At 63.9% G+C, this 21934-nt stretch carries 15 protein-coding genes; 4 read left to right on the top strand and 11 right to left on the bottom strand.

All coding sequences use genetic code 11. The annotated features are described in order from the left end of the window. Window positions 1–14 precede the first annotated feature (14 nt). The 10 genes from guaD to C0Z16_RS05230 all read right to left on the bottom strand — a co-directional run bounded on the left by guaD (window position 15) and on the right by C0Z16_RS05230 (window position 13304). A complete protein-coding gene (gene guaD, locus C0Z16_RS05185; protein ID WP_102631125.1) occupies window positions 15–1379 on the bottom strand; it encodes a guanine deaminase in 1365 nt (454 codons plus the stop codon). A gap of 107 nt (window positions 1380–1486) precedes the next feature. Continuing rightward, window positions 1487–2533, bottom strand: coding sequence for an adenosine deaminase (locus tag C0Z16_RS05190; RefSeq protein ID WP_102631126.1), 1047 nt, complete (start codon window positions 2531–2533; stop codon window positions 1487–1489). A 66-nt stretch (window positions 2534–2599) separates the two neighbouring features. Continuing rightward, window positions 2600–3616, bottom strand: a complete 1017-nt coding sequence (gene xdhC, locus C0Z16_RS05195) for a xanthine dehydrogenase accessory protein XdhC (protein ID WP_102631127.1) — start codon at window positions 3614–3616, stop codon at window positions 2600–2602. A gap of 159 nt (window positions 3617–3775) precedes the next feature. Then, window positions 3776–6238, bottom strand: coding sequence for a xanthine dehydrogenase molybdopterin binding subunit (gene xdhB / locus C0Z16_RS05200; protein WP_102631128.1), 2463 nt, complete (start codon window positions 6236–6238; stop codon window positions 3776–3778). Continuing rightward, on the bottom strand, window positions 6238–7785 hold the full coding sequence (gene xdhA, locus C0Z16_RS05205; RefSeq protein ID WP_175130618.1) for a xanthine dehydrogenase small subunit: 1548 nt from the start codon (window positions 7783–7785) through the stop codon (window positions 6238–6240). The genes xdhB and xdhA overlap by 1 nt, the downstream gene beginning before the upstream one ends. A 614-nt stretch (window positions 7786–8399) precedes the next feature. Then, window positions 8400–8909 carry a disulfide bond formation protein B gene (locus C0Z16_RS05210; protein WP_102631130.1) on the bottom strand — a complete coding sequence of 170 codons (510 nt, stop codon included), beginning with the start codon at window positions 8907–8909 and terminating at the stop codon, window positions 8400–8402. Window positions 8910–9029: 120 nt separating this feature from the next. After that, on the bottom strand, window positions 9030–10409 hold the full coding sequence (locus C0Z16_RS05215; RefSeq protein ID WP_102631131.1) for an amidase: 1380 nt from the start codon (window positions 10407–10409) through the stop codon (window positions 9030–9032). Window positions 10410–10458: 49 nt separating this feature from the next. Beyond that, on the bottom strand, window positions 10459–11139 hold the full coding sequence (locus C0Z16_RS05220) for a GntR family transcriptional regulator (RefSeq protein WP_102631132.1): 681 nt from the start codon (window positions 11137–11139) through the stop codon (window positions 10459–10461). A gap of 121 nt (window positions 11140–11260) precedes the next feature. Next, window positions 11261–12610, bottom strand: a complete 1350-nt coding sequence (locus tag C0Z16_RS05225; protein ID WP_102631133.1) for an MFS transporter — start codon at window positions 12608–12610, stop codon at window positions 11261–11263. A 7-nt stretch (window positions 12611–12617) separates the two neighbouring features. After that, complete coding sequence (locus C0Z16_RS05230; RefSeq protein ID WP_102631134.1) at window positions 12618–13304, bottom strand: DUF2848 domain-containing protein; 687 nt, start codon at window positions 13302–13304, stop codon at window positions 12618–12620. Between the two features lie 176 nt (window positions 13305–13480). Here C0Z16_RS05230 and C0Z16_RS05235 point away from each other — a divergent pair, with 176 nt between their 5' ends. The 3 genes from C0Z16_RS05235 (at window position 13481) to C0Z16_RS05245 (ending at window position 17981) form a co-directional block, all read left to right on the top strand. Then, window positions 13481–15238: a cation:proton antiporter gene (locus C0Z16_RS05235; RefSeq protein ID WP_102631135.1), complete on the top strand. Its 1758-nt coding sequence runs from the start codon at window positions 13481–13483 to the stop codon at window positions 15236–15238. Between the two features lie 128 nt (window positions 15239–15366). Beyond that, window positions 15367–16893: a gamma-glutamyl-gamma-aminobutyrate hydrolase family protein gene (locus C0Z16_RS05240; protein ID WP_102631136.1), complete on the top strand. Its 1527-nt coding sequence runs from the start codon at window positions 15367–15369 to the stop codon at window positions 16891–16893. A gap of 353 nt (window positions 16894–17246) precedes the next feature. Then, window positions 17247–17981, top strand: a complete 735-nt coding sequence (locus C0Z16_RS05245) for a DUF2968 domain-containing protein (protein WP_102631137.1) — start codon at window positions 17247–17249, stop codon at window positions 17979–17981. Between the two features lie 1748 nt (window positions 17982–19729). Here the strand turns inward: C0Z16_RS05245 and C0Z16_RS05255 are convergent. After that, on the bottom strand, window positions 19730–20263 hold the full coding sequence (locus tag C0Z16_RS05255; RefSeq protein ID WP_102631343.1) for a GNAT family N-acetyltransferase: 534 nt from the start codon (window positions 20261–20263) through the stop codon (window positions 19730–19732). Window positions 20264–20571: 308 nt separating this feature from the next. Here C0Z16_RS05255 and tcuC point away from each other — a divergent pair, with 308 nt between their 5' ends. After that, complete coding sequence (gene tcuC, locus C0Z16_RS05260) at window positions 20572–21873, top strand: MFS transporter (protein ID WP_102631344.1); 1302 nt, start codon at window positions 20572–20574, stop codon at window positions 21871–21873. The last annotated feature ends 61 nt before the right edge of the window (window positions 21874–21934 follow it).

Below are 21934 nucleotides of genomic sequence, written 5' to 3' on the forward strand. Positions count from 1 at the left end.
GCTGCACATCTTCTTCAGGCCGCGACCCGTGCGACGCGCGGCGCATGCTGCCGCACAGCGTCGCGGCGATGCACGCGCTTGCCGGCCGCATACGTCTCGTAGACCGCGCGGTCGTCGCCGAGCAGTGCGAACGCGAACAGCAGTTCTTCGAGCGATTCCGTCCGAGCGGTGCGGCGCGCGAGCAGCGGCGTTGCTTGCGGATCCAGCACGACAAAATCCGCTTCCGACTTCGGCTTCAGCGTGCCGACCTTGTCCGCGAGATCGAGCGCTTCGGCCGCGCCGGCAGTCGCGAGATAAAACATGCGCGTGGCCGTCAGATGATGACCCGTTAAACGCGCGACCTTGTGCGCTTCGTTCATCGTTTGCAGCATCGAGAACGAGGTGCCGCCGCCGACATCCGTTGCGAGCGCAACCGGCATGCCGGCTTCATCGGCTTTGTCGAAATCGAACAGGCCGCTGCCGAGAAACAGGTTCGAAGTCGGGCAATGCGATGCGACCGTGCCGGTTTGCGCCATGCGTTGGCGGTCTTGCTCGTCGAAGTGAATGCAATGGCCGTACACCGCGCGGCGGCGCAGCAGGCCGTAGTGATCGTAGACGTCCAGATAGCTGCGGTGACCAGGAAACAGGCTGCTGACCCACTTCACTTCGTCGGTGTTCTCCGCGACGTGGCTCTGGATGAACACATCCGCATGCTTGCCCGCCAGCACGCCGCACGCTTCGAGTTGAGCCTCGCTCGATGTCGGCGCAAAACGCGGCGTGAGCGCGTACATCTGGCGGCCGCGATTATGCCAGCGGCCGATCAGCTCAGCGCTGTCGTCGTAACCCGATTGCGCCGTGTCGCGCAGGAACTCGGGACAGTTGCGGTCCATCAAGACTTTGCCCGCCACCATGCGCAGATTGCGCGCCTCGCTTTCGGCAAAGAGTGCGTCCGCCGATTCCTTATGCACCGTGCAATAGACGAGCGCCGTGGTCGTGCCGCAAGACAGCAGTTCTTCGAGGAAGAAGCTCGCCGTATCGCGCGCATACGCCTCGTCGGTGAAACGGCGCTCGGTCGGGAACGTGTATGTGTCGAGCCAGGGCAACAGACCCGGCGCGGGCGACGCGATCATGTCCGTCTGCGGATAGTGAATGTGCGTGTCGATGAAACCCGGCACGATCAGCTTGTCGCGCATGTCCTGCACCGCAGTGCTCGGCGCGAGTTGCGATGCGAGCGCGGCATACGCGCCCGCCGCGACGACATGGCCGTCTTCGACGATCAGCAAGCCATCCTCATTGAAGAGCGCCGCATTGGGCGAGCGCGACGGATCGCCGTTGAAAGTCAGCAATTGCGCGCGGAATGCCGATTGGGCCGGGTTAGCCGTTTTAGCCGGGTGAGTCATGGGAAAACCGTCTCCGAATGTTAAAAGCTGGGCAACGGGGGAGGCGGTCTTGTGGCGCCGGATTCGTGAAAGAATCCACGCCGCCCACGCTGCGATACATCGGCCCGTTAATGCGGGCCGCTTTGATTCCAATGTGCGTCGAGCTTCGCGATCAGTTCGCCGCGTTGCTCGGGCGTCACGAACGACGCTTCGAAACCGTTGCGAATAATCGTGTAGACCTCGGCGTCGTTGAGCTTCAATCCGTCGATGGTGGCCGCATAGTTCGCATTCACGTAACCGCCGAAATACGCGGGATCGTCCGAATTCACCGTCACCGCGACACCGTGATCGAGCAGATCCTTCAGCGTGTGTTTCGTCATGTCGTCGAATACGCAGAGCTTGAGGTTCGACAGCGGACACACCGTCAACGCAACGCGCGTGTCGGCGAGACGCGTGACGAGCGCCGGGTCTTCAATGCTGCGCACGCCGTGATCGACGCGGTCCACTTTGAGCAGATCGAGCGCTTCATAGATATACGACGGCGGTCCTTCCTCGCCCGCATGCGCGACGAGCTTCAGGCCGAGTGCACGCGCCTGCGCGAAGACCCGTTCGAACTTCGAAGGCGGATGGCCGCGCTCCGACGAATCGAGTCCCACGCCGATCAGGCGATGCTTGTACTGCTCGAATAAAGGCCGCGCTTCTTCGAACGTGGCAAGCGCATCTTCTTCCGACAGATGGCGCAAGAAGCACAGAATCAGCTTGCTCGACATGCCGCGCTTTTCGGCGTCGGCGAGCGCGCGCTCGATGCCGGCGACGACCGTCGCGATCGGCACGCCGCGTTCGGTGTGCGTCTGCGGATCGAAGAAGATCTCGCTGTGAATCACGTTGTCGGCGAGGCAGCGCTCGACATACGCCATCGTCATGTCGTAGAAGTCCTGCTCTTGCAGCAGCACGCTCGCGCCGGCGTAATAGATGTCGAGGAACGATTGCAGATCGGTGAACGCATAGGCGGCGCGCAATGCTTCGATCGAGTCGTAGGCGAGCTTCACGCCGTTGCGTTCGGCGAGCGCGAAAATCAGTTCGGGTTCGAGCGAACCTTCAATGTGAATATGCAGCTCGGCCTTCGGCGCGAGCATGGCCTTTTCGACGAGGGACGTAGCGGTTGTTGTATTCATGGTCGGTCAGGAGTTCGTTGATGTCGTTGTGCGCCGGATGTGAGCGGGATGTCGACTTGCCGTTGTTCAAACTGGCGCCGCCGCGCGAGGCTGGCTTGCGTTGGCTGCGACCGCTTGCAGCAGTTGCGCGGCCGCCGAGATCGCAATGATCTCCGGCGACTTGTCGACGATGCCGTCGACGCCGAGCGGACACTTCATCCGCGCAATCCGCGAAGGATCGATGCCGCGCGCGGCGAGCCGGTGTTCGAACTGCTTGCGCTTGCTGTGCGAGCCGATCATGCCGAAGAACGCGAAGTCGCCGCGCCGGAGAATGCGCTCGGCCAGTTCGAGATCGCGCGTATGGTTGTGCGTCATCACGATGAAGTACGTGTTCGGCGCGGCCTGGTCGACGGCTTCGTCGGGCGCGTCGTTCGCGTCGATCTTCACGTTGTGCGCATGCAGCGATTCCACGGGCGGGAACTGCGCGTCGCGTTCGTCGACCCAGCGTACCGTGCAGGGCAGCGTGGCCAGCACGCGGACGAGCGCGGCGCCCACGTGGCCCGCGCCGAACAGCACGACCGCGAAGTCGCCTGGCGCGATGGTTTCGGTGAGCAGCGCACTGCTGTCGTCGAAACCGGCGCCGTCCCACAGCAGGCAGTCCGCGGCATCCACGCCCGGCTCGGGGTCGGACAGCATGACCGCATCCGGCGCGGGGCCGAATGATACGCTTCGCACCGTCGATTGACCGGCGGCCACGCGCTTCGCAAGCGACGTGATCCAGCCCAGGTCGCCGATGTCGAGCCGCTCGAACGCGAGTATCACCGCGCCGCCGCAGCATTGGCCGAGGCTCGGGCCGAGCGCAAAACGCTCGAGCCGGCGCATGTGCGGCGAGCGCATGCCGTCGCGCAGCACCTGGCGCGCGGTCTCGATCGCTTTCCATTCCAGATGTCCGCCGCCGATTGTATGTTTCGCCGAATCCCGCGTGACGATCATCTTGGTGCCGGCCTCGCGCGGCGCCGAACCTTCGACGCGCGCGACCGTCACCAGCACGGCGGCGTCGCCGTGCGCGAGCAGTTGTTGCAGGTCAGGAAGCCAGGCTTGCATCCGGCGATTCTCCGTACAGTGCCGCGCGGGGTGTCCATGCGGCCGGTTGAGCGTGGCGCGTTGCGTTCGTGTCGCTTCGGGCGTTGAGGTTGATCACTTTCTTGTTCGCTTGTGTTTCTTGTTCGGTGCCTTGTTCCGGTTCTTTGCTTCGGGTATGTCTCAGGCAGTCGTGTCGGTGATCGTCGCTTCTTTTGTCGTTCCTTGCGCGGATGACGGATCGCGCGCGCTCTGTTCGTGCAACGCGTCCAATGCATCGAGAATCGCTTCGGGCGTGGCGGGCGCGCGCAACATTGGCGCATGTCGCGCGGCCGGCACCGCGGCCGCAATTGCATCCCGAATCGCAAGGAACACGGAGAACGGCAGCAACAGCGGCGGCTCGCCGACAGCCTTCGAGCGGAACACGGTCGGTTCCGCATTCGGGTTCTCATAGAGCCGCACGTGGAACGCGGCGGGCGTGTCGCTCACGGCGGGAATCTTGTACGTTGACGGCGCATGCGTCATCAGACGGCCATCGCGATTCCACCACAACTCTTCGGTGGTGAGCCAGCCCATGCCCTGAATGAAGCCGCCTTCCACCTGACCGAGATCGATCGCCGGATTGATCGACTGACCGGCGTCGTGCAGCACGTCGGCGCGCAGCAGCCTCCATTCGCCAGTCAACGTGTCGATCACGACTTCCGACACGGCCGCACCGTACGCAAAGTAATAAAACGGATGACCGGTCAGCGTTTTCGCGTCCCAATGCACTTTCGGCGTCGCGTAGAAACCGTCCGACCACAACTGCACGCGTGCCAGATATGCTGCGCCGACGAGTTGATCGAAAGGCATCGCGCCGCCGTTCACGGATACCTCGCTGTTCACGAACTGCACATCGTCCGCATTGCCGCCAAGCTGTTTCGCCGCGAGTTCAGCGAGCCTCGCGCGGATGGTTCGCGCGGCGGCTTCCGCAGCCTTGCCGTTCAGATCGCTGCCGGTAGAAGCAGCGGTCGCCGACGTGTTGGCGATCTTCGACGTATCCGTTGCGCTAACGCGCACGCGTGAAAGCGGCAAGCCGAACTCGTTGGCGACGACTTGCGCGACCTTCGTATTGAGTCCCTGGCCCATCTCGGTGCCGCCGTGATTGACCAGCACCGAGCCGTCCTTGTACACGTGCACCAGCGCGCCGGCCTGGTTCAGAAACGGCACGTTGAACGAGATGCCGAACTTGACCGGCGAAAACGCGAGGCCGCGCTTCAGTACGGGACTCTTTGCGTTGAACGCGGCGATCGCTTCGCGGCGTGCGTGATAGTCGCTCGAGTCGAGCAGATCGTCGGTCAACGGCGCGATGATGTTGTCTTCGACGCGCTGTCCATACGGAGTCGTATCGCGTTCGCCTATGCCGTAATAGTTGGCGAGACGTACATCGAGCGGATCGCGCTTCAATTGGCGCGCGATACTGTCGAGCATCACTTCCATCACGAGCGCGCCTTGCGGTCCACCGAAGCCGCGGAACGCGGTGTTCGATTGCGTGTTGGTCTTGCAGCACAGCGCGACGATGTCGACGTCGGACAGGTAGTACGCATTGTCGAAGTGACAGACGGCGCGCGTCGCGACGGCGCCGGAGAGATCGGCGGAATAGCCGGCGCGTAATGCAATTTCGACGCGCACGCCGAGAATGCGGCCGCTGTCGTCGAAGCCCGCTTCGTATTCGTAGATCGCGTCGTGCCGTTTGCCGGTGATCATGAAGTCGTCGTCGCGATCGGCGCGCAGTTTCACCGGACGACGTAGCAGCTTCGCTGCGAGTGACGCCACGCAGGCGAACAGCGCCGATTGCGATTCCTTGCCGCCGAAGCCGCCGCCCATCCGGCGGCATTCGCACACCACGTTATGAGCGGGCCAGCCGAGCATATGTGCGACGACCTGCTGCATTTCGCTCGGATGCTGCGTCGAGCTATAGACGAGCATGCCGTCCATCTCTTTAGGCACCGCGTACGCGATCTGGCCTTCGAGATAAAACTGTTCCTGGCCGCCGACTTCGAACGTACTGCGGATTTTATGGGGCGCGGCGGCAATCTTCGCGTCAGGATCGCCGCGCTTCAGATGCAGCGGCGGCAGCACGAACTGTCTGGCGGCCTTTGCGTCGGCCGGCGTCAGGATCGCTTCGAGCGGTTCGTAGCGAACCACGTCGTCGCTTTTCGCGAGCGCCGCGGCGCGGCGCGCGAGGTCGTGGCTCTCGGCGATTACGGCGAATACGGGCTGGCCGAGGTATAGCACTTCATCGACGGCGAGAATGGGGTCGTCGTGCAGGACCGGGCCGCAATTGTTTTCTCCCGGGATGTCTTCGGCGGTCAGCACGGCTATCACGCCGGGCGCTTTCCTGACCGCGTCGAGATCCATCGACAGGATGCGTGCGTGCGCATGGCGCGACAAGCCAAGCGCCGCGTGCAGGGTGCCTTGAAGCTCGGCGATGTCGTCGGTGTACGTGGCTTCGCCGCTCACATGCAGCGAAGCGGATTCATGCGGCAGCGCGACGCCGATTGCGGCTTCGTTTTGCTGGGAAGCGGCGTGCTTATTGGCTGCATTTCCGGCAGGATTGGCAGCCTGTTTTGCAGCGCGTTCGACAAAAGCATCGGTCCGGTTCATCACGACGGCTCCTTCACGATGACGGCGTCCGGCGTGCCGGCTTCGAACGCGAACGCATTCACGTCGAAGAGGGCGAACGGCGCGTCGTCGCGCGTTTCGAGGTGGAAACGCCACAGCAGGTTGCGCGCGACCTTCAGCCGGTAGGCGCTCGATGCGCGCATGTCGGTGAGCGGCTGGTAATCGGCGACGAGCGCGTTCATCGCCTGCCGTGCGGTGCCTTCGTTCCACGTTTCGCCGTTCAGTACGGCTTCGGTTTGCACGGCCCGCTTCAGCGTCGCTGCCATGCCACCGAATGCGACGCGGGCCTGGCTGATCGTGCCGGCTTCGTCGATATGGAAAGCGAACGCGGCGCAGACCGCCGAGATGTCCTGATCGTAGCGCTTCGACACCTTGTACGTGCGAAAGCGCAGACTGCCCGCCGGCCGCGGTACGCGCAGCGCGGCGACGAATTCGCCCGCCGCGAGCGCAGTTTTCTGATAGCCGAGATAGAACGCGTCGAGCGGCAGCGTGCGCGTTTTCGCGCCGTGACGCAGCACGACTTCGGCGTCGAGCGCGAGCAGCGCGGGCATCGAATCGCCGATTGGCGAGCCGTTCGCGACGTTGCCGCCGAGCGTACCGGCATTGCGGATCGGCAGCGACGCGAAGCGCGTCCACAGCTCGGCGAGTTCCGGATAGTCGACGGCGAGGGCCGCGTACGCATCCTCTAGCGTGACGGCGGCGCCGATGGTCAGCGCCTGCGCATCGCGCTCGATCGTCTTCAATTCGCGGACATTGCCGATGTACAGAATGTCGCCGAGGTCGCGAAACTGCTTCGTGACCCACAGACCGACGTCGGTGCTGCCGGCGAGGAGCCGTGCTTGCGGATGCTCGGCGCGAAGACGCGCGAATGCGTCGAGCGTGACGGGCGCGTGGAACGTCGGCGAGCCGAATGCGGCGCCGCGCGTGTCGGGCGCGCAGTACTCGAAGGTGTCATTGCGTTGCAGTGTGCGCAACGTGTCCGCCACGGCTTTGCGGTCGAGCGTCACGCGCGGGTACTGCGCATAGTCGAACATTTTCTGCGATGCGTCGACGATCGGCCGATAGCCGGTGCAGCGGCACAGGTTGCCGGACAGCGCGGTGTTGATTTCATCGCGAGTGGGCAGGCCGGCGGCGGCCGGCTGGTTTTCGTACAGCGCCCACATCGACATGACGAAGCCGGGCGTGCAGAAGCCGCACTGCGAGCCATGGCAATCGACCATTGCCTGTTGCACGGGATGCAGCGTCCCGTCGGCGGCGCGCAGGTCTTCAACCGTGAACAGCGCTTTGCCGTCGAGCGTTGGCAGAAACTGGATGCACGCGTTGACCGCTTTCAGCGCCAACTCGCCTTGCGCGTCCAGTTCGCCGACCACCACGGTGCAGGCGCCGCAGTCGCCTTCAGCGCAACCTTCCTTGGTGCCGGTGCAATGCAGATCTTCGCGCAGATGCTGGAGCACGGTGCGCGACGCCGGGACGTCCTTGACCTCGTGGACGGACCCTTGGTGATAAAAGCGGATGGTTTGCGTTGTCATGGCGAATCCAGAAGACAGTGCGGACCGGGCGCGCGTTACGCATGGGGTCGCGCCAAAGCCGGCCTCGCGCACGTAGATCGCCATCCATATTGGAAGATAGCATTAGCGCGGCCTAAAAATATTTCCGATATCGCATGAAGCTTATTCGGAAGAAGCAATGAGATAAGTCCGATTCATGAGATGCGCGGAAGTTGCCTTGGGCGGGACGGATGGTGCGGGGGCGGGCGCGGCGAGTTGAGGTGAGAGGCTACAAGCAGGTCTGGGGCGCAGGAAGTGGGGCTTGAGGTGGCGCTTGCGGCTTGCAGAGCAAGAGGCCGGTGATGTCGGGACGGTAAAACGGGAAACCAGCGTGGCAACCACGGCGGTAAAGCCGTAGCGGCGAAGGCATACCAGGGAAGCAAGGTGGTGCACTGAGACGGCCAAAGAGAGCCGGCGAAACTAAGGCGGTCAACCAAGGTGGCGGTGAACCAAGGCGGCGAACCGAGGTGGTGAAACCGCCGCCGCCAAACGGCTGTGACAAAAACATACGCGGAAACCGCCGCCGGCCGCCCCGGCCGCGCGCCGCGCAAACCGCGGCACAGACGTCAGCGCCGCCTAAAACCGGCGAAACTCTCTCACGAAATCCGTCCGCGATTGCGCATGAGGCTCAGCGCCAGCGGAATAAACGCCAGCACGAAGCCGACCAGCGCCCACATCGGCAGCGTCAGGCCGAAAATCGGCGGATACGCTGTTTCGCATAGCCCGGCGACCTTGAACACGCCCGGCAGCCAATGCGCGGGCGGCAAGCTGTCGACCACCGGTTGCAGCGCGTCAAAGCCGCAGCTAAAGCCCGGATTCGCCTGCACATAGACATGCCGTGCGGCGGTCACGACGCCCGCCAACGCCGACAATGCCGCCAGCACTTCGAGCAGACGCACGCCGCGCCAACTGTTGAAACGCGCGCCGAGAAACGCGAAGATCGCGATCAGCAGAAAGAAATAGCGCTGGATGATGCACAACGGGCACGGATCTTCGTGCTTGATGTACTGAAGATACAACGCGCCGGCCACGAGGCCGACGCAGACGAGGCCAAGCAGGACCAGCAGGGAGCGCTCGCGGCGCAGCATCGCATTGTCGTTGTTCATGGATCGTGTAGCTGTGTTGGCTGTGTGTGCCTGTTTCAAGCGAAAAGGGCAGGTGCCCGCGATTCTAGCGCGAACCCCCGCCCCCGAGACGCCGCGCGCGCACACAAACCCCGACGCCGCTCAGCGAATCGCGTTGAGCACCGCTTGCGCGCCGCGGCCGATGGCGAGCAACGCGTCGTCGGCGTGCGGCGCGCCTGCCAGCATCAGGCCGACCGGCGCGTCGCCGCGCAGATGGCAAGGCAGCGACAGCGCGCAGGCGTCGAGGAAGTTGAACGCGCCCGGATTGCGCAGCATCAGCGCATTGGTGCGGCCGAAAAGTTCGTCGTCGGCGACCAGTTCGGCAACGCGCGGCGGCACCATCGGCACGGTCGGCGCAACGACCGCATCAAAGCGCTGCCACAGCGTGCGGGCGGCTTCGGCCAGCATCGCCTCGCGCTCGGCGAGCAGGTCCAGATAGTCGGCGGCGCTCGCGGGCTGACCCTTGAGAATGCGCACCAGCACGCGTGGATCGTATTGCTCGCGGTGTTTTTCGAGCAACGGACGATGCCATGCATACGCCTCGATCGGCGCAAAGCCCAAGCGGTTGATCTGCGGCAGACGGTCGAGCGGCGCGAAACGCACTTCGCTGACAATCGCACCGGCCGCTTCGAGATGCTTGAGCGCCGTGTCGATGGCCGCGGCGACTGCGGGCTCGACGTCGTCGGTAACGTAGTGGGTCAGCACGCCAAGGCGCACCCCTTCCAGCGGCCGGGCTGCGGGAACGCGCGGCTCGAGGCCGGCCAGCATCCGGTCCACCAGCGCGCAGCACGCCACCGAAACGCCAATCGGGCCGAACGAATCGAGTGTCGACGACAGTGGCACGCCGCCTTGCTTCGGGATGCGTGCGGCCGTCGGCTTGAAGCCGGTCAAGCCGCACAGCGCGGACGGAATGCGAATGGAGCCGCCCGTGTCGGTGCCGAGCGCGACGGCGGCCATGCCGTCCGCGACGGAAGCCGCCGCGCCCGACGACGAGCCGCCCGAAACGCGCTCGTCGCCCTTGACGTCGCGCCGATACGGCGACAGCGGGTTGCCGTAGTGCGGGTTCAGGCCGAGGCCGGAAAACGCGAACTCGCTCATATTGGTTCGTCCGACGATCACCGCGCCTGCCCGCTTCAGGCGCGCGACCGCGACGGCGTCAGCCTTCGCGGCGGGCGCGTCGGCAAGCACGGTCGAGCCGGCGCGGGTCGGTTGGCCTTCGATGTCGAACAGGTCCTTCACCGACACGGGAATCCCGGCAAGCGGCGACAGCACGGTGCCGGCGGCGCGCAGACGGTCGTGCGCGTCGGCGGCCTGGCGCGCGCCGTCGGCGTCGACGTGCATAAAGGCGACCGCGCCCTGGCCGGCCGGATCGGCGATCCGTTCGAGCGCGGTTTCGACGAGCGCGCGGCTCGTGGTGCGTCCGGCCGCGAGGTCGGCGGCAAGCTGGGCCAGCGGCGGAAAAGGCGTGAATTCGGTGGCCATGATGTCGTTCGATCCGGTTGGACGGCGTGAAGCCGCTTACGTTACGGTTTTAGATGCGATTGAAGAGCGTCGCGCGGAACGCCTCGATATGTTTCTGCACCGAGCGGCGCGCGCCTTCGGCGTCGCGCTCGCGCAGCAGACGGAACAGTTCCAGATGTTCTTCGTGGACGTCTTCCAGATGATGCGGCTCGGACAGCGAGATGAACCAGAAGCGCAGCGAGCGCTCATGCAGTCCGCGCAGGATGTCCGCGAGCACGGCATTGCGCGAGGCGGCCGAAATGGCCAGATGAAACTCGCGGTCGATATCCATCATGCCTTCGATATCGTGCGCGGCGACGCATACGGCCGAGCGCTCGAGCAACGCCTGCATCGCGTCGTAGTCGTGCTGCTGCGCGTGACGCGCGGCGAGCTCGACGCAGTAGCTCTCGTTGACGAGACGCACGTCGATGATCGCGAGCACGTCGTCGAGCGAAACGGGGCGCACCATGATGCCCTTGCGCGGCAGGATAGTCAGCATGCCTTCGTGCACGAGCCGGTGCAGCGCCTGGTGCACGGGCGTCCTGCCGATGCCGGTCAGCGCCATGAGCTCCGCTTCGTTGAGCACTTCGCTCGGCCGCAAACGCATCGTGATGATCTCGCGCTTGACGAACGCATAGGCCTGTTCGGCGAGACTCGCGTTGGCGGTCGCTCGGGTGGGCCTCGAAGGGAGGACGGTCTGCAAAAGCGTCATGTGAGGAGGAGCGGGCGATGTCGTCCGCGCATTGTAGAGCAAGGTTTTGCGCGGGCGGGGCGCGCGCGTTTCAGCGCAGCGCCCGCCGCGCGGGTCGAGCCAGATAAGCCCGATAAGCGCGTCACACGCCGCCCGGCACCGCTGCCGCAGCGTGCTGCACCTTCACTCGCGGCATCATCAGCGTAACGAGGCCGCCCACGATCAGCGCGCCCGCGATCAGCACCAGCCCGAACGTCACGCTGTGCGTCGCGTCCTTCACGATGCCGAGCACGTAGGGACTGACATAACCGGCGAGGTTCGCAATCGAATTGATCACGGCGATGCCGGCGACGGCGGCCGTGCCTTGCAGGAAGCTCGTCGACATCGACCAGAAGATGCCGAAGCCCGCGAGGATGCCGATATACGCAATCGACAAACCGGTGACCGCAAGCGGAATCGAGTTCGTGACCGAAGCGCTGCCGAGCAGCCCGGCCGCGCCGATGAAGCAGCACACGGCGTAGTGCCAGCGACGCTCGCCGGTCACATCCGACGAACGGCCGATCAGGATCATGCCGATACCCGCCGCCAGATACGGAATCGCGGTCACGAAGCCATTGCTGACGAGGTTCGTCACGCCCAGATCCTTGACGATCTGCGGCAGCCAGAACGAGAAGCCTGCATTGCCCGTGACGAGGCAGAAATAGATCAGCGTCAGCAGCCAGAAGCGGCCCGAGCGCAACGCGACCGCGAGGCTGTGCTCGGCGCCTTCTGCCGCAGCCGCGGCGTTTTCGCGCGAGAGGCGGGCCTGGATCACGCGCTTTTCGTCGTCGGTGAGCCAGGCGGCTTCGGCGGGCGTGTTGCGCAACACGGCGAGCGCCCAGAAGCCGGCGAGAATCGACGGAATGCCTTCGATCAGGAACATCCACTGCCAGCCGCGCAAGCCGTGCGCTTCATGCAGCGCCGACATCAGGAAACCCGACAATGGCGCGCCGATGATGCCCGCCACAGGAATCGCCGCCATGAACACGGCGACCATGCGGGCGCGGCGGTCGGACGGAAACCAGAAGGTCAGATAGAGCACGACGCCGGGCACCAGTCCCGCCTCGGCGACGCCGAGGAAAAAGCGCAGCACGTAGAACGTGGTTTCGCTGCGCACGAACATCATCAGACACGACAGCAGACCCCACAGCATCGTGATGCGGGCGATCGTGGCGCGCGCGCCGAACTTCTTCAATAGCAGATTGCTCGGCACCTCGAAAACGAAATAGCCGAAGAAGAAGATCCCTGCACCGAGTCCATACGCTGCGTTCGAGAGGCCCAGGTCGCCAGTGAACTGCAGCTTCGCATAGCCGATGTTCACGCGATCCAGGTACGACAGCACGTAGACGAGAAACAGGAACGGCATGATGCGCCACGTGATCTTGCGGATGGCGGCGGCTTCGAGCCAGGCGTCGGAGGACGCGTCGGCGGCGGATGGCGAAGGGATGCTCATGAATGCCTCAATCGACAATGGGTAGTGCGCGCACGCGATAGGCGTGGCGCAGCGTGCGGTTCAGGACGGGGTCGTGCAATTCGAGTTCGAGCGCGTCGCCGTCGGCCATGCCGACGATGCCGCCTTGCACCGCGAGCGTGCCGCAAAACATGGCCGCGCACGGTTCAAGCGGGGCGCGCGCGAGCAGATCGGCGGCGGCCAGCAGCGAGGCGACGCTGCCTTGCTGATAGACGCGCCGCTCGCCGTTCGTCACGGCATAGGCGCGCAATTCCAGCTGGTCCCAGTGAGCGGACACGTCGTCGAAACGCCAGGCGTCACGCGCGATAGGTTTCGGACAGACCTGCTTCGACACGGTCACGCCGTAGGCCTCGACTTCGCGGTCGGTGTGGTCCGAGCCCACGGTCACGAGCAAGCCTGCATTCGACTGCACAAGCACGCATTCCGCTTCGCCGCTCGACTTCAGGCCGACTACGTCGATTTGCTCGGCTTGCGTCAGCAGTTCCGCGCCGAGGCGGTAGAAACACGGCGTGGTCGACGGGCGCTTCACGCCCAGCTCGGCCAGTTCGGCAATGTGATGCTCGATCGCTGCCTGGTCGCGCCCGGCCCAGCCGGCAATGGTCAGACGGTTGACTTCTATGGAAGCGGCGCGCGCGGCGCCCGAACGTTCTACAACCTGGAAAGACACCTGCTGCATCAGTCGACTCCGGGAGAAATATGCAGCAAATATTATTGTGATATTTCACTGGCGTCCAGCGTGTCAAAAATATGCGCTTCCATCGAGCCGTCCGGAAAGAGGCGGCGCGCAGGCGGCGTGCGGCGGTTTGCTACACTGCGCTTCTCGTGACATTACTTTTTGTAAGGAAGACGCGGATGCACCATGGCATTGGCTTCATTCAGGATCTGGCGGTCGTGATGGCGCTCGCCGGCGTCGTCACCGTGCTGTTCCATCGCCTGAAGCAGCCGGTGGTGCTCGGCTATATCGCGGCGGGCGTGATCATCGGACCGTACACGCCGCCGTTCCAACTGATCCACGACGAGCAGACGATTCAGACGCTGGGCGAACTCGGCGTCGTGTTCCTGATGTTCTCGCTCGGTCTCGAATTCAGCCTGCGCAAGCTCTTTAAGGTGGGTGCGACCGCGATCGTCGCGGCGCTCTCGGAAATCGTGCTGATGTTGTGGCTCGGCTATGAGATCGGCAGCGCGTTTGGCTGGAGCCCGATGGATTCGCTGTTCCTCGGCGCAATACTCGCCATTTCGTCGACGACGATCATCGTCAAGGCGTTGTCCGAGTTGGGCCTTAAGCGCGAGAGTTTTGCGCAGCTCGTGTTCGGCATTCTGATCGTCGAAGACATTCTGGCCATCGCGATGCTCGTCCTGCTGTCCGGCATTGCGCAGACGGGGCAGTTGAGCGCGGGCGTCGCGGTCGTCACACTCGGCAAGCTGTTGCTGTTCATGACTGTGTCGCTGGTGGTCGGCATTCTGGTCGTGCCGCGCGCGTTGAATTACGTGGCGCGTGCGCGCAGCGACGAGATGCTGCTCGTCGCCGTGCTCGGCTTCTGCTTCGGCTTCTGTCTGCTGGTCGTCAAGCTCGATTACAGTATTGCGCTCGGCGCGTTTCTGATCGGCGCGATCATGGCGGAGTCGCGCCATCTGCATCGAATCGAGCATCTGATCGCGCCGCTGCGCGACGCTTTTTCGGCGATCTTCTTCGTGACCATTGGCCTGATGCTGAACCCCGCGGTGCTCGTCGATTACGCGTGGCCGATTGCGGTGATCACGGTCGCGGTGATCGCCGGCAAGATCGTTTCGTGCGGGCTCGGCACTTTTCTCGCGGGCAAGGACGGCCGCACCGCAATGCGCGTCGGCATGACGGTCTCGCAGATCGGCGAGTTCTCGTTCATCATCGCGTCGCTCGGTTTGACGCTCAAGGTGACGAGCGCCTTTCTCTATCCGATTGCGGTCGCGGTGTCGGCGCTGACGACGCTCTTCACGCCGTATCTGATCCGCGCCGCCGATCCGCTGACGCGACGCGTCGCCGGTGCCATGCCGCGCACGCTCGTCAACGTATTCGGCATGTATAGCCAGTGGCTCGGCAGCCTCAGCACAGGCACCGGCGAGCCGACGCTTTTCAGCATGACACGGCGGATCATTCTGCAAATTGCGGTGAATCTGGCGCTGGTCGCGGCGATCTTTCTCATCGTGTCGTACGGCGCGCCTTATATCAGTATGCTGCTCACGCATTGGGTCAGTTCAGAGCCGATGCAGCGCGTGGTGCTATGGAGCGTCGCGTTGATCGTGTCGATGCCCTTTCTGGTGGCGGTTTATCGCAAGACCAAATCTCTCGCGCTGCTGCTCGCCGAGGTCAGCGTGCAGCCGGCGACAGCGGGGCGCTTCACGAGCGCGCTGCGTTACGCGATCTCCGATCTCGTGCCGGTGGTCTGCATGGTCGGCGTGTTCCTGCTGGTCGCGGCGCTCTCGAGCGGCATCCTGCCGCCGGCCGGGCTGCTTGCCGCCGTGCTCATCTGCGCGGCGCTGCTGCTCGCGCTCGTATGGCGCTGGTGCGTGAAAATTCACGCGGCAATGCAGATCGCGCTGCGCGAAACTTTCGACGAACAGCCGGATCCTTAAGTCAGACGGGACTGCGCCGGACGGCCGGACAATGTGAGCAATTGTGTGCACGTTTGCCGGGCCCGGCACGCTGGCGGATAATCAGGGCATATTCATTCGTTCGCGTGAAAGGCGCCTGTCCAACAGTCATGAGCGAAAACAAACCTGAAAACGCCGGCCAACCCGGCAGTCCAACGCCGCCTTCGGCATCGCCGGCAACGTCCCCAACGTCCGGCAATGCCCCGGTTGAACCGGCGGCTGCGTTACCTCTCTCACATGAAGATGCCGTTCAGTCGCCCGTCAAGGACCCGCTGACTTCAGCCGCTGCGTCGTCTGGGTCGACGTCTGCCTCGCCTGTGCCTTCGGAATCCGTCTCGGCATCGGTCTCGGCGCCGTCCGGTTCTTTAGAGGCGGCCGCGAGATCGTCGACTGACGCTCCTGCGAGCGCGTCCACGGTCACGCCCGCCGATAAGCGTACGGCGCAGCAACGCGACGCCGCGCAAGCGCGCAGTTCGGCTGCGGCCTCGACCGCGAAGCAGGAGGCGGCGGTTCATGAACGCGACGCCCGGACCGCCGGCACGCGTGAAACACCGTCCGCGCCGCCCCATACCGCGACGCCGCTGACCAGCGAACCGCTCGCGGGCGAACTGATCACCTCGACCGACGACGCCGTCGCTGCGGAGGAAGCCGCGGCATCCACCGCGCGTCCCGCGGGCTCGCCACCGCCCGGTTTCGGCGCGGCACCCGACTTCAGCGCGGCGAACCCGCCGCCGCCCAACGCGTTGCCGCCGTCGCCGCCACGCTATCTGAAGCAGACGGATTCCGCCTGGTCGGTGTTCGGCCGCATCATCGCGGCGCGTGCGCGTCAACTGTTCGATCGCGCGGGTCAGCGGATCACGCAGCGCACGCTGCGCATCGGTGTATCGGCGCGAATCTTTCACCCGGAGCCGGGCGCCAAAGGGCTGCGTGGCAAAACGCTGCAATACCTGGAGGAATCGATTGCGCACTGGGTGATGTCGCGCGACGTGCTCGTGTTCATGATTCCGACGGTCGGTCATCAGGGCATGCTGCATCCGAGCAATATCCGCTTGCGCGACTATGCGAAGCATCTCGATGGCCTGCTGCTGCAAGGCGGCGCGGACGTGTCGCCGCAGTCGTATGCGGAAGCGGCGACCCGTCCCGAATGGCCGGGCGACCGGGTGCGCGACATGTACGAGCTGGAACTGCTGCATGAATTCGTCGAGTCGGGCAAGCCGGTGCTCGGCGTGTGCCGCGGATGCCAGCTCATCAATGTGGCGTTCGGCGGCACCTTGTATCAGGACATCGCCACCGATGTGCCGACCGCGGGCGCGCACGTCAACGAAGATTACGACCAGCATCGGCACGCCATCCATTTCCCGGACGGCTCGACACTGGCCAACATGTTCCCCAGCCGGCGGGATGCGATCGTCAACTCGATTCACCATCAGGCGGTTAAGACGCTCGGCCGCGATCTGAATATCGAGGCGGTGTCGGCGTCGGACGGCATCATCGAAGCCGTCCGCTACCGGCGTGCGCCTTTCGTAATGGGCGTACAGTGGCATCCGGAATTTCATCGCGCGGGCGGGCCGGAATTGCTTGATTGCACGCCGTTGCTCGATACGTTCTTGCGAGTGGCGCGCGAGACGCGCTTTTAGTGCGGTGACTGCGGTCTGGGTTCGCGAGTCGACGGCGCGGCTCCTGCGCTGAAGCTCGATTTCTTTCGAGGCGCCGCTGTGCAGGTGGCGCCTCCTTTCTTTTGTGCTTCAGCTCTCTGTCATGGGTTGTTGGGTTGCAGACCGGCGTCGGCCCGATTCACTACCGATTCACCGCATTTCCGCCTTGTCCTCCAGTCTTTTATTTTGCGATGGGCGGGCGTCTCGGGTAATTCGCATAACGTAGTTTTATCTCAATTTAAAGTCCGTCGGTGCGACGCTTGAATGCTTCGCTTCAACGCTAATCCGCGCGATAATCCAAGGCTGTTTTCCGGATCCGCATGGAGCATGCACGTATGAAGTACCCCTTAATTGTACGGCGCGCCGTGCTGGTCGCGACTTCGTGTGCGCTATTGCAGCATGCCGGGTTTGTGCTGGCTGCACAAAGCGACGAGGCAGCGCCGATGGTCGGCACCCGGCCGGCTATGAACAGCTTGACGCCGCAGCCTGTCGTCGCCGCGCTGCGCGATGCGGCGTCGGGCTCGTCAGTTTCGTCGGGTTCGTCGGCCCCTGCGGGCGAAGCGCAAGGCAACGTGGCCGAGTTGATGCAAATGATTCAGGACACGAAGCTGAGCGAACTGCGCACCACGTACAACGGCAGTTACGGCGCAAGTCTGTTCTTCTATCCGCGCGAGATGACGTACTACGTCGCGCTATTTCAGGACAAGCATTTCTGGCGGGTGATCAAGTCGGCGGATGCTAGCCGGGCTGAAGCGATCTACGCGGGCTTCGTGCAGCAAACCGCGCAACTGGCTGAGGTCGAGATTCATCGAACGCAGTTACAGGCGCAGAAGGCGTACATCGAAGACGTTATTGCGTTGTCCGAAGATCGTGCGAAGCGCTTGCAAGCCGACCTCGAAGTCGCGCGTATGCAGCAGGCGAAGGTCAACGACTATCAGCGGCAAACGCACAGCGAAGCGGCCGCGTTGCGCGAGGAGAAGGAGCGGGCACAGGCGCAATTGCGGCAGGTGCAGGGTGAGGTGATTCAGTTGCAACGGCAGGCGGAAATGGGCTTGCCGGGCCAGAAGTGAAAGTGCTTTGGGATGTTGAGCCCGGCCGGTTGTGGCCGGGCTTTTTGTGTCGCTTGTTGGCGATGCGGTGCGATGGCGGGCGCGGTTTGCGCGTTTAGTTGGCGCCGTGGTTCGTGGTCACGATTGACGCCGCCATTTGCACGGCTATCTGGCGAACTGATCTGGGACTTCGGTCACGCGGCGATGGACTAACCGATTCATCCACTGCGGCCCGTTGTTCGCCGATGAATTCGCCGATGAATTCGCCGACGAGTTCGCCGACGAGTTCGCCGACGAGTTCGCCGATGAAGCCGGCTGAGTTTGCCGCGCCGTATCAGGGCGGCGAGTGCTCGCGATTACGTCGACAGATGCGTAATCATCGATGCCGAGCTGCGACGGCGCGAACGGCGAGTACGAGCCCGCAGTCGACGGCTTTATGAATGTCTGCGGCGCGCGGCTCGGAGTTGCGATGGGCGGCGCGTCGTCGGCTGCGTATAACCGGTGGTTTCTGGCAGCAGCTTTTGCAAGATTGCGTTGGAGAGTCCGCTGATGGTCGTCGGTTTTTGCCACAAGCGGTTTGCGCGCGCGGACGAGCGAGCGGGCTCTTGACGGGCGGAGTTGAGTGATGCTCGTTGCCTGTGCCGGCGCCGCAATGCGAGCTGAAGACGAAGCAGGATTTGAAACCGGAGCTGAAAGCCGACCCGAAGCTAACGCGTTGGCGCCCCGCGGCGCGGATGCTGCACTGACCTCCTGCAGGCTTGCGGCATCGCCGATCGTTTTCGAACTGCCAATGGCATCGCGTAACCGATCCTGCACGACGGTCCCTTCGCGCTTGGCAACTGCAACGTCGGCGGATTTCATGTCGGTGCCCGGATGCCGGGCACCGGCACCGAACGTCATCCACGCGAGCAGTGCAGCGCTGCCCACTGCACAGGCGCCGCCCGCGAGCCCGTACCACGGCACAACAGATGCGCGACGCGGCGCTTTGGACGGAGGGACCTTCATTGGGGCAAAAGCTCCCGGCAAAGCAGAAGCTCCCGGCAACGGAAAAGCGTTAGGCAAAGCAGAAGCACCGGGCATCGCAGAAGCTTGCGCCAAAGCGGAGGCTTGGGCCAAAGCCGGATCTCCGGCCAAAACGGAAGTCTCCGACAAGCCCCGATCCCTCGAAGCCGCACCGCTCGCAAACCCAAATGCCTCCGTCGCCCGCTCGCCGCCCGTCCCCCTCGTCGCCGCTCCGATTGCCGAACGAGTACCAACCGTAGCCGCCGTTACACCGACATGCCGTGAGTCGGGAGCCACCCATCGACAGAACGAGCGGATAGGCTGGTCGCTGAGACTGAACGTTTTCAGCGCCGCTCCATAAAGCCCGTGCAGACCCTTTTCAAAGCAGTGGGTCGGCGCAAGCAGCTTCCATCCGCGGCCGAAGGGTGCCGGCATATCATTGAACGGGCGCAAGCGCGGCAACGCCATCGCGCCTTCGATCACGGTTAAAGGGGGAGTGGACATCGGTCTCTTCCAGCGGCTCTGCGAGGGGGCGGCAACGGGCATCCCGTGGGTCGATGGGACGAAGGCCTCGGAGCAGTACTCGCGAAACGCCTCACGCGCGCACCACACAAGCGCACGGCGCGCGTCTGGCGCATGAGCGCCTTACTGAGAGAGCCTTCATCGGAAAGAGAAGATGATGCGCGGAAGCAAACGATGTAGCACTCGGACAATTCGCAAAATGACGGCCGATTGATTCTCCTGGATCGCGGCATCCAGGACATAGATCAAACGCTCGACCGGTCCAATCGATAAACATAGCGCAACGCAGTAATATCCGCGCCGCCCATCTGATCCGGTTCGGCGCCCACAAACTGCCAGCCTTGCCGTTCGTAGAAGCCAATCGCCGGCACATTGCCTTCGAGCACGTACAAATATAACTGCGCCTCGCCTTGCGCGCGTGCCCAGTCTTCGGCGGCGCGCATCAGCAGTTTGCCGACGCCCATGCCCTGATACGCCGGCAATGCATGCAGGTTGTCGAGCAGCACGCCCCATGCGGACTCCGGCTGACGTTCAACGCAGACGAAGCCGATCGGCTCCCCGTCGAGCTCGGCAATCAGCACCATGCGGCGCTCGCCGCCCGGTGCGCTCATGCGCGCCGCCCAATAGGCGGCGCGTTCCAGCGTGACTTCGCCGTCCAGAAATGCGTCCGGCAGCAGGCCGCGATAAGTGGCGCGCCAACTCGTGCTATGGATCGAGGCGATAAGCGCGGCATCTTCGACGGTTGCGGGGCGCAGCGAAAGAGCGGGGGCGGTTTGCATCGGGACGGTCATCAACGGAAATTGCATGGCGCAATTTTAACGGCCGCGAGCGACGGCGCCGGCCGTAATGAAAATGTAGGGCATACGCAACAGTGCCATCGACGGTAACATTACGCGGCGCGGGCTCCGGCGGACTTACAACGTTTACCCTGATACCGCGCGAGTGTCTTTTGCCTCAGAATTCGGCGCCCCCGGCGCGGCTCATTCCTCATTCATTTGCCTGTGGCATCCGCCCGCTCAACGCGGTGGATCGTTTCAACTGCCAGATCGCCGCCGGTTTGTGCGGCGCCGGCTTATCAGAGAACGTCATGTCTACAGCGTCACACGCTATCTCCTCGTCGCAAGAATCCAAGGTCAAGACAGTCTTCCGCGTGGTCAGCGGCAACTTTCTCGAGATGTACGATTTCATGGTCTACGGCTACTACGCGTCCGCGATCGCCAAGACCTATTTCCCGAGCGGCAGCGAATTCGCATCGTTGATGCTCTCGCTGTCGGTGTTCGGCGCCGGCTTCCTGATGCGTCCGCTCGGCGCAATCGTCCTCGGTGCCTATATCGACCATTACGGACGGCGCAAGGGCCTCATCCTCACGCTAGGGCTGATGGCGCTCGGCACGCTCACGGTGGCGTCCATTCCCGGCTACGCGACGATCGGCCTGCTCGCACCGGTGCTCGTGCTGCTCGGCCGCCTGTTGCAAGGCTTCTCCGCCGGCGTGGAGCTGGGCGGCGTCTCGGTGTATCTGTCGGAGATCGCGACGAAGGGGCACAAGGGTTTCTACTGCGCGTGGCAGTCCGGCAGCCAGCAGGTCGCGGTGGTGTTCGCCGCGCTGCTCGGCGTCATGCTCAACAAGATGCTGCCTGCCGACCAGATGGGTGCGTGGGGCTGGCGCGTGCCGTTCCTGATCGGCTGCCTGATCGTGCCGTTCCTGTTCATCATTCGCCGCTCGTTGAAGGAAACCGAAGAGTTTTCGGCGCGCAAGCATCGTCCGGGCATGGGCGAGATCATGAAGAGCATGGCCGCGAACTGGGTCACTGTGCTCGGCGGTATGGGCATGGTCATCATGACCACCGTGTCGTTCTACATGATCACGGCTTACACACCGACCTTCGGCAAGGAAGTGCTGAAACTGTCGTCGATCGACACGCTCGTCGTCACCGTCTGTATTGGCCTGTCGAACCTGATCTGGCTGCCGCTCGCGGGTGCGCTGTCGGACCGTATCGGCCGTCGTCCGGTGCTGCTGGCTTTCACGGCGCTTACCATCGTCACCGCTTATCCGGCGCTGCAATGGCTCGTCGCCGAGCCGTCGTTCGCGCGTCTGCTCGCCGTCGAGTTGTGGTTGTCGTTCCTGTACGGCAGCTATAACGGCGCGATGGTCGTGGCGCTCACCGAAGTCATGCCGGTCGAAGTGCGCACTGCGGGCTTCTCGCTCGCCTACAGCCTTGCGACGACGATCGGCGGCTTCACGCCCGCTATCTCGACGCTGCTGATTCACTCCACCGGCAACAAGGCCGCGCCGGGCCTGTTTCTCGGCGCGGCGGCGATCTGCGGTCTGATTGCGACGCTCGTGTTGTACCGCACGCCCGAATCGCGCGATCAATTCAGAGCGGCCTGAGTTCGCGCCGTGTATTGACGCATCGCGCGGTCAGGGCAAACAAAAACCCCGCGCTCTTCGA

It is taken from the genome of Paraburkholderia rhynchosiae (assembly GCF_002879865.1).
Classification (GTDB): Bacteria; Pseudomonadota; Gammaproteobacteria; order Burkholderiales; family Burkholderiaceae; genus Paraburkholderia; species Paraburkholderia rhynchosiae.